At 54.6% G+C, this 13345-nt stretch carries 5 protein-coding genes; all 5 read right to left on the minus strand.

What is annotated here, in order from left to right; all coding sequences use genetic code 11:
- Positions 1-235 precede the first annotated feature (235 nt).
- Entirely contained in the window at positions 236-2764 is a 2529-nt protein-coding gene (locus tag H6B30_RS14330; protein WP_205111776.1) for a glycosyl hydrolase, read from the minus strand.
- Positions 2765-3398: 634 nt separating this feature from the next.
- Positions 3399-5798, minus strand: coding sequence for a glycoside hydrolase family 2 TIM barrel-domain containing protein (locus H6B30_RS14335; protein ID WP_205111778.1), 2400 nt, complete (start codon positions 5796-5798; stop codon positions 3399-3401).
- Between the two features lie 336 nt (positions 5799-6134).
- Complete coding sequence (locus H6B30_RS14340; protein WP_205111780.1) at positions 6135-8717, minus strand: glycosyl hydrolase family 28 protein; 2583 nt, start codon at positions 8715-8717, stop codon at positions 6135-6137.
- Positions 8717-10378 (minus strand): RagB/SusD family nutrient uptake outer membrane protein, encoded by a 1662-nt coding sequence (locus tag H6B30_RS14345; protein ID WP_205111805.1) that lies wholly within the window; start codon positions 10376-10378, stop codon positions 8717-8719. The genes H6B30_RS14340 and H6B30_RS14345 overlap by 1 nt, the downstream gene beginning before the upstream one ends.
- Positions 10379-10529: 151 nt before the next feature.
- Positions 10530-13343, minus strand: coding sequence for a SusC/RagA family TonB-linked outer membrane protein (locus H6B30_RS14350; protein WP_205111782.1), 2814 nt, complete (start codon positions 13341-13343; stop codon positions 10530-10532).
- Between the last annotated feature and the right edge of the window lie 2 nt (positions 13344-13345).

A 13345-nucleotide genomic window follows, 5' to 3' on the forward strand; every position in this document is an offset into this window, starting at 1 on the left:
AGGACTCGGGCACTCAAATCTACACAAAAAAAATCTATAACAATAGGTGAACTAAGTGGTCAATACTATTTTGGCCAGAAGGGTCAATCATATTGTAGCCAAAGGGGACAGTCCTGCTTGGCAAAAAGGGTCAAAGTCGCGTGGCTTTTCCAATAAGCAAAGTGCCGCGATTGAGCCCGGCATACAGCTCAATCACGGCACTCGTTTTTCCGGGCCCATCCGGCCTCAACACAACTCATCTTGCCACAATGAAAGCACTCTGGTATGGCTCAAGATGCAGTTGCACCGTCTTTCCCGCAGTCATGCTTGCCTTTTTGCGCTCCACCGTATAAGGGTTCCATATCTCAGCCGTGCCAAATTTTGTACGCAGGGTCACGGGCGCATCATAGTCGTTGCTGCTATGGTTGTAAACGAAATATATGTCGGCCCCATCGGCCTGGCGATGGTAGAAGCAAACCTTGTCATCAGGTTTGTCGGCACTACGCAGCGCAAGGTCAGGCCCGATGCCATGCCGGCGCAGCCCTTCGGCCACGGTCTCCCCACGGTTGCACCATATCACAGGCACACCGCCACGCTCCAGCTGCTCTATCTTGCGCTGCGCCTCGGCAGATACGAACGTGCGGTCCTGGATTACAAGTGCCTTGTAACGCATTCCGCCACTTACGGCCAGCCTGCCCTGTGCCGTGTCCTGCGATGCAACCGAGAAGCGGTGCATCAGAGCGTCATACGTGCAGACATCAAAGTTGTAGCCCTCTGGCACGATGGGCAGTTTATACGCCATTGTCTTTAGCGGCAAGTCCTCGCCCAGGTATATGCACAGGTCTACCACCGGCCTGCCCTCACGCAACAGCTGTGAGCAGCGTGCCTGGTAGTTCCAAAACTTGCCTGACGTGGCCCAATTGGGGTTTAGGCGGTGGAAGATGTACGGATGCTTGCTGTTGTCGTCGTCATATTTACGGTCGAGCCAAGGCTGATATGAAGATGCGCAAACCACAAACTCGTTTGTCCCCTTGCAGTAGGCAAGGTTGGCTATGCGCAGCAACTCGTCCCAAGTAGAACGGTAAGGTGAGTCTGTGAAAGCCTCGGCCGACGCAATGGCGTGGCCATAAAGGTGGGCGGCCGACGCCGCATCAAGGCAATCATAGTTGCCGTTTGCCTGATAAGCCCAAAACTCTCCCTGAGGCTTGTCTACACGACCGCGGCACGATATGTTGTCGGCGTCGATGTTGAGCATGGCCTGCGACGTGAAGTTCACGCCATCCTCATGGCACAGGCGGGCAAAGGTGGAATAAAACTCACTGCTGATTGTCGACGCTATGGCCTTGCGGAAGTCGAGCAACATACGCTCCGTCTTGTCCCTGTCGCCCACGATGTACCCGGCAAGGGCGGGCAGCCACGTGGTTATGTCATACCCGTTGATACGGCTGAACCGTTTCTCGAAGCCTTCCGCCCAGTTCTGTATGCCGGCCTCATGGCTGTCCATGGCCATTCCGTCGGGTTTGCAGCCAATGGCCGACAGGGTATCGCAGATGGCACCGAAGTAATGGTCATAATGAACCCGTGCAGCCTCGGCCGACATCACGCTGGCCTCCAGGCCAAGCAGGTTTTTGCGCCCGTGCTTGGTGCGCCCGCCCGTAGGCACATGGCCAAAGCGCATTATGTGCCACGTGCCCGGCTCAAGTGTCAGCGTGACGGTACCGTCGGGCCCCACCACCCCCGACACGTCGCTCACCGTTGCGGGGTCTACGGCCCCTGTGTCTTCCCCCTCTTCGTGCGGGTAATACACCTCTGTGCGCAAACCGGCCTTCACCTGCCAGTTGTCTATGCGGTCGCGCGCAGACAGGCGCACGTTCTCTATCTGCAGCTTGTTCAGCTTGCCTTCGCTGTCCATCCAGTCGTGCAGCCTCACCCTGAAGTAGCGTCCGCTTACAGATGGGAAGCTCACGGTGCGCTCCTTGCTCTTGTGCCCTATCACATTTTCTACGGCAGGCAACTGCGCGGCCCGCTCCCATGTCCTGCCGTCGGCACTGTATTCGAGGTCACCTATAGGCGGCAGGTCAACAAACCCAGCCCCGAAATAACGCTCCCGGGGTCTGCCCGGAATGTTCATCGAGCCCGTAGAGCCCTTGCCGCGAGGGTTGGTGGCATAGCTTATCGCGGCTATGCTCAAAGTGCGCCCGGCATCGTAGCTTATTGTCAGCGGGCGGTTGTCCTCGGCAGTGAGCCTGCGCGGCTCTATGCAGATGTCTTTCAATGACTCCTTGTCGGGAAACATCACAGTGGCAATGTCCGAGAAGCCCTTACCCGGATATGCCAGGCGCAACGTCACGCTCTGCCGCTCTACCACCGTGACCACCGTATCGACCATGGCGGTCTTACGCATGCCAAGCTCCGGCGTTATCCACGGGCCGCCCGACACGTAGCCGTTGCTTGCGGCCACTTCAAACGTAAGGCCCAACTGACGGGCCTTGCGGGCTGCATGTTTCAGCATGCGCCACCACTCTGGAGACATGGACGGGAACGCCCCGGCCGCATCGCCGTGAACCTGGTCATAGAAAACCACGCCACCGACACCCTTCTCCTTGAATGCCTCAAGGTCGGCGTCGATGCCCTCTTCCGTTGTCTCTGTCTCGCCATGAAACCACCAAACCTTGGTGCGGGCCTCGTCGGAAGGACTGGCAAACCGTTGCCACAAGGCGTCGTCGGCCGCCACCGATGCCATGGTTGCCATGGCCATTAACGTAGTCAATAGTCTTTTTTTCATTTTCATTATGTATAAGATGTTTTGCAATTACTCTATATTCGGGCAAGCAACTTGCCGGGCACATTGAGCTGTGGCAGACCGACAAAAGCCTGCGCCGGCCACACCGGGCCACGGCACCTAAGGTCATGGCCGCTGCTGCCATGCCCACAAGCCCATGACGGCAGCAAGGGAGCCTGCCGCCGGTTGACAACCGTAACTACTTGAAAAAACGCATTCATCCATGTTTTATTATGCAATTCAAAAAAAGTAAAAACGCAAGCAGCAGAATATCTCACGCCACCGACAAGCATCACCCTTGGCAGTGCCTGCCATTGCCTCAGGCACGAAACAGCCGTTAACATTTTTATGTTAATGGCCCTAACAGCGCCATGCGCTCGCAACCGACTGGCAGGCAGCACATTGCAAAGCCAGCCATGCGAGCATGCAACCAACACCGTTTCAGGCGCCGAAACAGCCTGTCCTGCAGTGCCGAAAGAGCAGTTTTGGAAGGCCAAACGGCAGGAGCGCCAAACCAACGACGCCCTTGCCTGCGCCGGTTGCATATTTGCAAGCAGGCCTGGATGCCGGCATCCGCCAACCGTCGGGCACCCACCATAAGCCACCGGCAGTTTAACCACAACAAGCAACCGCCCCGTCATTCTGTAACCAACGTTGCACTTGCCGACTTCAAACCGTCGCACCTTGCAGTGACCCTCACCTTTCCGGGCTTACGCGCAGAGCGCACAATGGCCATGGCGAACCCCTCGTAAAGCGCTTTGCTGTTGCCACAGAACAGCTCATCCGACGAATGGTCGCCGTTGTCAACGGCAATCAGGCGCGCAGCCCCCTCAACTTCAAAACTAACCCTACCTACAGCCGTAGGCACTACCCTACCTTTACGGTCGACGGCATACACCCTGACATACTGCAAGTCCATGCCGTCACCTTTCCATCCAGTGTTTTCAGCGACCATCTTCAAGCTTACCGGCTCACCCGCCGTCTCAATACGGTGGCGCGCTACCGGCTTTCCGTCTTTCCTTGCCACAGCCTCAATGGCACCGGGAACATATTCAACACCTTTCCAAGTTATTATGTTCGGCTTGCGCTTGTTGTCGTTACGCTTTGTTCCGAGGCTGTTGCCGTTGACAAACAACTCCACTTCGTCTCCGTTTGTATAAACGTTCACCGTATATTTCTTGCCCGGCTCTCTGTTCCAGTGGCTCGTTACGCGGGTCTGCCCCACTGTTATGTCGTTCCACAATAGCGTGTCAACCTTGCCTGCTATGCCTATATGCACCAACGGCTCCTCGGGCTCAAAGATGCTTTTCATAAGGTATGCCTGCGAGTTTGGCTCCAACGAATGGCGGAAAAACGAATAGTCCCAACCCTTCTTGGGCCAGATGTTAGACTCTCCCCAATACTCTATCGCCCCCCAGTAGGCCAGCCCCACCATCTTGTCGCGATTCATTCCGAAGTAAGGTGCCGACAGTTCGTTTGTCGTGGCTTCACTCTGATAAACAATCATGCCGGGAGCTTTCTCCAGATATTTGCCATAGTCTTCCCAGCAATAGTTGAAGCTGGCAACCTCGGTCTTGGTGGCCAGTTCGGGCGGGACGATGTTCTGCTCCATCCTAAACTCCTTGCTATGTTTCACAATGCCGTTGGCCCTGGCCGGATACATGGCCACGGTGGTCTTGCGCGTAGGGTCAAAACGCTTTACGAGGGTGTTCATTATGTTGTAAGCCGTAACGCCCCAGTCGCGCGTGGGAAATCCGCACCGCTCTTCCTGAAACTGAAGTTCGTTGCCAAGGCTCCACATGATGACACACGGATGGTTGCGGTCGCGCTTCACCCACTCTATCACATTCTCCCACCAGATGGATGTCCACGGCCGCCGGCCGGCCCAGGCAATGGTGTTACTCCACTTGTCGTACAGCTCGTCGACCACCAAAATGCCTTTCTCGTCGGCCAGACGCAAAAACGATTCGCTGTAGGGATTGTGGCTGGTGCGTATGTGGTTGAAGCCAAACTCCTTCAACCTGTCCATCATCCGCGCTATGCTTGTCTCATAGGCAGCCACTCCCACTGCACCGTAATCTTGGTGGCAGGCCACCCCCTTCAGGAATATCTTCTTGCCGTTGAGCTTCAGGCCGAAGTCATTTGAAAACTCAATGGTGCGTATCCCGAACCGTTGGCTTACCTTGTCTACGGTCTTCCCGTCGAGCACCAACGCCACTTCGGCCGTATAAAGGTCGGGCTTTTCAGTCCACCACAGGCGCGGATTGGCTATTGACAACTGCGGCAGGCCAACCTCTACCGTAGGCTGTTTGCTGTCTTTGGGCGCGGCCACCTCTGACCGGCCCACCACCTGACCGTCTGGCGAGAGTATTGTCGCCTTGACGACAAGGTCGCATTTCTTGTTTCTTATGCCCTCCACCTCAACCTGCACATCTACCGTTGCCCTCTGCTCCGACACTTCAGGCGTGGTGACATAAATGCCATGGCGGGCCACCGATACGGGGTTCTTGACCACAAGGTGCACATCGCGATAAAGCCCCCCTCCCGTATACCATCGCGAATCGGAGGCCTCGCCTGTGGAACAGTGCACTGCCAGCACATTGAGCGTGTCGTACTTAATCAGCCCGCTGACGTCGGCCTCAAAGCCAAGATAACCATAGTCCGTACCGCCCACTTTAGTTCCATTGAGGTAAGCGTCGCCGTGCAGCATGATACCTTCGAAGTCAAGGAGGACACGCTTGCCCTTCCAATCGCCACTTGCGGCAAAAGTCTTGCGATACCAAGCCGTGGCCATATCCTTGAACCCGCGCGAGCGGCTCGCCTTCTCGTTCCACGGCATCTCTATCTGGAAGTCGTGTGGCAAGTCAAGGCTGCGCCAGGAAGAATCGTCGTAGGCAGCGGCCTGTGCACCGTCGGTCTCGCCGAGCTTGAATTTCCAGTCGAAGTTCATCAGCATCGACATCCTTTCGCCCTCGGCCATAACCGACGCCGAAAGCATAAGCCCGGCCAAAACCATTAAGCATTTGTTTCTATTCATAGTCGTTAAGTTGTTTTATCATTATAAAAATAGCATTTTACGTCATCTGCCACCGTCAGCTTGAAGTGCAACACAGCCGGCATGATGCAGCCCGATGATATAAGTAGCTGTTCAAAATTAACCGATACAATAGACCTTGCAGGTGTCCTCTATATCTTTGCCACCATCTTGTGTGCTCTTTCGGGCCGCATACCAAAGTCTCATCGGCCGCGTAGCCCGCTACGCTCTCTCTTCGGACTTTGGCATGCATCTCCGAAATAGCGCACAATTTGATGGCAATTAATTTTGAACACCTACTTATAAACGCATTTGAAACACAAAATTGCATGGCTGAAATCATTCTGAACAGACAACCGGCATTGACCTCACCAAGCTACAGGACATGCTGTCAAATCTCCTGCCATTGACCATCACGCCGAGCATCATCATCCCACTGCACCCGTCGATTGTGGCCGAAGGGTCGGAGGCTTCGACATCGGCATCCTTCAGTGTGAACGACTCTGTGTCGCGCATGAACATAAACTGGCCGCATCTGGCCTTCACCCGGCTCAACAGCACGTTGCGCAACGGTTGTTCGGGCAAGCCTACCGCCTTGACCAGCTGCGCGCAACTGTCTATCCTAACGTTGTCAACGACAATGGTGTTGAAGTCGGGCGTGGCCTCGGTTATCTCCCTCACCGGATAGCGCCGGGCCAAATCGCCGCCCCACTTCATCGAACCGAGCATGTCGCAATAGAATGCCGCCCCCGTGACACGGGCCCGCACACGCTCAACAGTGACGTTGCTCACGCCCCCGCCCCTTGTCCGAAGCGTCTTGAAGCGAAAAGCCTGTTCGGTGCCGTCGAACACACAGTCGTGGCAGTAAACGTTACGCACACCTCCGGCCACCTCGGTTCCGCACACTATGCCGCCGGCACCGCGCAGGGCAAGGCATTTCCTCACAACAACATTTTCTGTGGGCCGGCCAACGCGCAGGCCGTCGACACCACGCCCCGACTTCATGGTATAGCAGTCGTCTTGGCAATCGAGCGAGCAGTATTCTATGAGCACGTTTCTTGACGACTCCACGTCTATGCCGTCGGTGCGCCCGTGTCCGTAAGAGCTTACGGTGACACCGCGTATGATTACGTTCTCGCAGTACTGCGGAACGACGTTCCAATAAAGCCCCCGCTCAAGGGTAACGCCCTCTATCAGCACGTTGCGGCAGTTTATCGGGGCTATGGTCTTGGGCAGGAACACCTCGCCGCCATTGTTCTCTCCGTCGAACACCCGCTCCGGCAAAGGCATCTCACCATTGCGGCAGATGGCCTCTATGTTCAGAGCCTTGGCACTGTTGTTGGCAAAAATCTCACAGTCGGTTGACGGCCCGATTATCTTTCCGCCGCCAGTGACCGCTATGTTCTCGGCATTGTTGGCATAGATGAACGCTCCGAGCGAGTATATCTCTATGCCCTCGTCGCGAGTGAAGACCACCGGGAGATAGTCGCGTATGAGCCCGCTAAACCTCAGCACAGCCCCTTCGGGAATGTTCAGGCAAACGTTGCTCTTCAGCTCGATGCGCCCAGTGAGCCATTCGCCGGCGGGGATGACCACCGTTCCGCCCCCATCCAGACTCATCTTGTCGATGGCTTCCTGTATGATGCATGTATTTGTTTTTCCTTTTTTCAGTGAGACAACTACCTTGCGGTCGGGGAACTCGGGCCGCCGGAGCTGCGGCATGGCAAAGGGAGCCGCCACCGCTTCCATCTCTTCGGGCATGGCGCCGGGGCCGACGTCGGCACGCGATGGCACAGCATAATCTTCGATACGCCACTCGTCTACCCAATGGATTACGGGCTTGCCGTCGGCATCAAACGTTACCGGCAGGAACACATAGCGCGAACCAGCGGTTGTGTCCCACTTGGTGCGCTTCATGCCAGTCTTGTCTTTTGTTTTCGGTTGTGTGAAATCGCGTTCAAACGGCTTGCGCCCCTTGTAGCGTCGCTCGTAGTCGCGGGCTATGCGCACAGGTATGTCGGTGCCGGCAAGCGCAGGCAACCATCGGTCGGCAAGGGCCACATAAAGACCTGTTCCGGGAATCCTGACCACCGACGATATCTGTGAGCCAAACGAATCACTGTACTTATCGCCAACGTGGGGGCAGCCCAAGTCGGTGTATTCGCCATGGTATGAGTCGAACACACACACCCTCGACGGGTTGGGCACATAGCCGGTGGTGCCGCTTGTGAACATATAGTGGCGTCCGTTGCGCACGAAATGGGCCGGGGCCTCGCGCGTATAGGGTGGCAGCAAACCCACGAAGTGCTCGGAATAGTTGCCGTTGGTGCCAAGAAAATCGTCGGTTAGCTCTGCACAAACCATCTCCCAGTGTGGCCGCTCAAACCAGACATAAGCCTTGCCGCTGACTTCATCTACATACATATCGAAGTCGCCGACACCGAAACCCTCAGGCTTGAAGCTCCTGACCAGCGTGTATGGCCCCTCAAAACGGTCGGCCTGCATTATGACAAAGTAGCCGTCGGTATCCATCGACTTTATCCAGCACACCCACTTGCCTGTCTTCCGGTTGTAGATGATGTGCGGGCGGTCAAGAGTCTGCGAATAATGGAGTGGCGAAAGCGGATTGACAGTATCTGGCTTTATGATAAGCCCCAGGTCTTCCCAATTGTAGAAGTCGGTGGAACGGTATGCCCTGATGCCCCATGTCCACACGTTGGAGCCCAGAGTTGTCTTCTCCTTGTTCTCACCATACCAGTAGTAAACACCGTCTTTGACCAATATCTGAGGTGCATGTGCCTGTATGGGCTTGCCGTCGGTGTCGAGCCACAGTTGCCCGGGCCTGACACTATTATACGCCTGTGCGCCAACGGGCAAAAGCCCAACCACAGACAACATAATGAAAAAAGCCAATCTTACCATCACCAATTCGGGTTTTGTTTTAGGTTTGGGTTCTTAAGTATCTCTGTCTGCGGTATTGGGAACAAGTACATCTTGTCGTCCCACTGCCGGTTCACCTTGTTCCTGGCGTATGTCACGGTGCCGTCGGCAGCTGTGGTGAGCTTCATCTCCGTTATACTTGTGAAGTGCTTGTCGGCCTCTTTCCAGCGGCGCACATCCCAAAAGCGATGGCCCTCGAAGGCAAGTTCTACCATGCGCTCGTTTTTGTAACGTTCCCAGAATGCGCCGGGGTCCGTGTCTGTTATGTCGCCCACACCGGCACGCCTGCGCGTCATGTTAACGGCCTCGAGGGCAGACACGGGCAAATCGGGAGTCGTTGCCGACACACTGCCGGTGTATCGGAACATGGCCTCGGCATAGTTGAGCCAGAACTCACCCACCCGGAACGTCAGCCAAGTGTGAGTGGCATCCTTCATCGTACTGTTGCTTGCCAGCGAAATGCTGCCATTGCACAGCTTCTTGAGATAATATCCAGTAGGAGTGGCGCCCTCAAGCGGCTCACCGTTAGCCCCGCCATAATAGGTCTGGAGGGCCTTCGACTGGTACGACGGCCATACGTCGCCATTGGTTGCCACCGTAGCAGCAAGGCGCGGGTCGCGGTTGGCATACGGGTTGGCCGGGTCGTAGCCCGACGCCGGGTCTCCGATTGGCTTGCCGTTTATCATGTCGTAAGCGTCGACGAGGGTCTGGGTTGGACAGTTTCCGCCAGCACCTCCCTCAATGCCGGCAGGATAGTTGTAGCCCTCGACAAGATGGTCGCCTGCCGATGAAGATGAATATCTGCGCCCGAAGATTATCTCCTTGACAATAGCCTGAGTGTTGTAAGACCGTGAATTCCACAAGTCTCTGTAGTTGGCGGTAAGCCCCTTGCCCCGCTCCTCGCAGGCATCGAGCAGTTGTTTTGTGTAGAGTGCAGCCGCATGGTAGCGCCCGTTGTCGCCCGATGGATTGAACAGCGGACTGGCCCAATACAGAGCAGCACGCGCCTTCAAGGCCATGACGGCCAGGCGGTCGGCGCGCCCGGTCTCCTCTGTGTCAAGCGCGTATTCACCCAAGTCGGAATAATCGGCAACTATCGAGTCCTGTATGGCATCACACTCACCTATTATAAATGCAAAGATGCTGTCTGAGGAGGCACGGGCCAGGCTGTTGACTTCATTGGGAGACATCACGCAATCGATGAGTGGCACCCCTCCATAGGTCTTAACGAGGTTGAAATAAAAGTAAGCACGCATGAAACGGGCCTCATACCTGTAGTTTTCATAGCGGTGCATCTGGGCCCGATAATCGGGGTTGTACTTAAGTTCATCAAACGTCTCGCCTTGAAACTTATCCAGAAATTCGTTGGCCGTTGCTATGCCTTGGTACATCTTGACCCATGCCGACGGCAGGTCTTCCTTAGCATTTGATGGGCTCCACGCCCCGTTGTAGAAGTCCTCAATGCCGTTGCCCATCTTGCTATACTCGCTCTCGTCTGAAGCCGAGGCAAGCATGGCACCCGAAGAAAAGTTGCCGAAGTCGTAGTCAACATAGTTGTAGAGGGTAGTCATGAAACCGCCCACGTTCCCGAAGTTCTTTACAATATAGTCTCTGTCGTATATGTTATATTCCTTGTAGTCCATCCTGTCGCTGCACGACGAGAGGAAGGTAAAGGAAGAAACGGTGGAAAGGCAAAGAGCCACAGCCCAACCTTTCCGGCTTATGCATAGCTTCATAATCGAATAATTTATTATTTTCGTATCTAAAGATCAATCCAACTGCCCTCGCATTGCGTCAGAACGTAACGCTCAATCCAAGGGCCACACTCTTGTAAACCGGGTAAATGCCCAACGCCTCCGGATCGTTTTCCTCGATGCTGTCTATGCTGAAAAGGTCTGTCCCGCGAACGTACAGCTTGGCACCGTTCACAATCTTTGTGACCTTCAATACCGACTGAGGCAGGTTGTAATAAACTTCGAGGTCGCGGAGTTTAAAGAACGAGCGGTCTTCGAGCCAAAGCGTAGAGTTGCGATAGTTGTTGGCGTTGCTTTGACTGCTAAGCCTCGGAAACCTGGAGTCTTTGTTGTCGGGCGTCCACCGGTTGTCATAAGCATACTGCGAAATGTTGGTGTTGTCGATGAGCGGCCAGTACATGCTCTTGGTATTAAGGTTGGCAGTATAGCGACCTACACCTTGAAACAGGGCGTAAAGGCCTATGCCCTTATACTCAACACCCAGGCGGATGTTGTAGAACACACCCGGCACCGTGCCATTATTGCCTATGGCAATGGCATCATTGGCGTCTATCTTATTGTCGCCATTAACATCTCGATACTTTATGTCGCCAGGTCTTACCGTAGAAAATGTCTGTGTGGGGCTGGAGGCAATGTCGGCCTCATCGGCAAAGAAGCCTATGGCCTCGAGTCCGTAAATCTGTCCGACAGCATGGCCCGTCTGCACAAGATTTGGATAAAGGCGCGGCTCTTCGAGCTGTTCTTTTATTTCATTGTGTGTAAGAGTCAGGTTACAGCCCAAGTTAAACGCCACAGGGCCAAACTCTTTTTGGTAATCAAGTCCCAGCTCCAGTCCGCGGCTGTCCACTATGCCCGCGTTCTCATAAGGGGCAACCATTCCTATGGCCGTTGAATACTTGCCTGCAGACGAGACCCATATGTCTGTGCGATGCTGCATGTAGAGGTCGAGGGTGACATCAAGAGAGCCAAAGAGCCTGGCATCCATTCCAACATTATATTTGTATGCCTTCTCATGACCGGGGTTGACCGTTGCCAACTGCCCCAGACCGGTGGAAGTAAAGCCGGTGTTCCAGCCGCTGTCGAATGGATAAGTTGCACCTGTCATGGTGTATTGCTGCTCATAATACGACCACACATTGTCGCCCGGAAGATAATCGGCGTTGATAATACCGGCCGAAGCACGTAACTTCAGAAAGTCCACCCAGACAACATCCTTCATGAAATCTTCGCGAGAAACGATCCATGCGGCAGAAACTGTTGGCGAGAAATTCCATTTAGAACCGGGAGCAAGGCGGCTGCTGCCACTCTCAACCAAGGCAATGTCTGCAAAGTAGCGCTGTCTGTAACCATAGTGTGCCCACAATGAAACATCCTGACGATATATTGTGTTGTTCACTCCCTCGGGATCCTCGTATTCATACGCCCATTTCAACTGTGTGTAAAGGCTGTGGTCGCCAAACTCACGCATGAACTTAAGCCCTCCGTCGAAATGAAACCGGCGGCTGTAAGTTTCGACACCGGCCTCATCACCCATCGGACTGTCAACACCATACGTCTGTTCGGTGCTTGTGGGCTCGGCGGCGGCATCAGGCCAGTTTGGCACAACAACACTGTATACGTAGGTCTTTGAATGGTCTTCAAATATGTTTGCCGTGTTGTCATAGCCTGTACGAACAAACGCCCCGAGCCCCTTGAGCCAACTGCCGAGGTCTTGACAGATGGAAATATCAGCATAGAGTGAGCGGGAATGATTCTTGTAATAAGCCGCCCCCGACGACTGGGCAACGGGATTAAGCGTTCCCGCCCATGTATTGCTGCCGCCCCAAGTTCCGCCGGAACTCTTTACCGGGAATGCAGACGCGGGCAATGTGTAAACCATATCCCACAGGTCTGCCTGATTGCCAGGGCCGGATTCTTCGGCCAAGACTCCGAGCAGATTGACTTTGACGAGAGTGGTTGGGGTAAGCTTTATGTCCATGTTCATGCGCATATTGCCCTTAACATACTTGTCCTGAGTGGAATACCCGTCGTTGTTGTCATGGTTCCTAACGAATCCCTTGTCGGTAATGAGGTCTACCATGGCGTAATACAAGAACTTGTCTGTACCACCCTGAAACTGCAGATTATACTTGTTGGTCATTGCACGGTCGCGAAATGTCTCGTCAACCCAGTTTACATTGGGATAGAGATATGGGTAAGTGCCATCGCGCAAAGCGTCAAGCTCATTGCTGTTATAACGCGAACTGAGTCCGTCGTTAGCCCGGGCCTCGTTGATTGCCTTGCCGTATGTATAGGCATCGACAAACTTTGGCTTATTGATGATGCTGTTGAACAGATGGTCGTAAGTAAACTTGATGCTTCGCGAGTTTGATTTTCCGCGCTTTGTCGTGACAAGCACCGCGCCGTTGACACCCTTATAGCCATAAAGAGCCACTGCAGCCGCATCCTTGAGCACGCTCACCGAAGCCACCTCCTCGGGTGTGATGGTGGTTATGTCGCGCTCAATACCGTCAACGAGTATCAATGGCGAGTCGTTGCCATTGAGCGTTTGCAGGCCTCTGACGTAGAACGTTGGGTTCTGCGTGGCATAGCTTCCGCTCCCCAGAAGGGATATAAGGCCGTTGCCTTGGCCAATTATGCTGTTGCCGATGTTCTTTGCACTGCGTCTGTCTGTATCACGCTCGGTAATGACGGAGACTGCCGCCGTCGACTCTTCACGCGTCAGCACCACTTCAGCCCCCACATCTACAGGCTGCCCGACAAACGATTCGACCACCGTGGAGTCGTTCTGCGCCGATGCAGGAGCTGCCATCCCTGCAAGCAATGTGAATATGATGGAATATCTTTGATTCATGT

Origin of the sequence: Marseilla massiliensis (genome assembly GCF_016899955.1) — a bacterium.
Lineage (GTDB): Bacteria > Bacteroidota > Bacteroidia > Bacteroidales > Bacteroidaceae > Prevotella > Prevotella intestinigallinarum.

Coding starts and splice junctions, on each gene's coding strand:
- H6B30_RS14330 (WP_205111776.1), bottom strand. CDS start 2,764: ATGAAAAAAAGACTATTGACTACGTTAATGGCCATGGCAACCATGGCA.
- H6B30_RS14335 (WP_205111778.1), bottom strand. CDS start 5,798: ATGAATAGAAACAAATGCTTAATGGTTTTGGCCGGGCTTATGCTTTCG.
- H6B30_RS14340 (WP_205111780.1), bottom strand. CDS start 8,717: ATGGTAAGATTGGCTTTTTTCATTATGTTGTCTGTGGTTGGGCTTTTG.
- H6B30_RS14345 (WP_205111805.1), bottom strand. CDS start 10,378: ATGGACTACAAGGAATATAACATATACGACAGAGACTATATTGTAAAG.
- H6B30_RS14350 (WP_205111782.1), bottom strand. CDS start 13,343: ATGAATCAAAGATATTCCATCATATTCACATTGCTTGCAGGGATGGCA.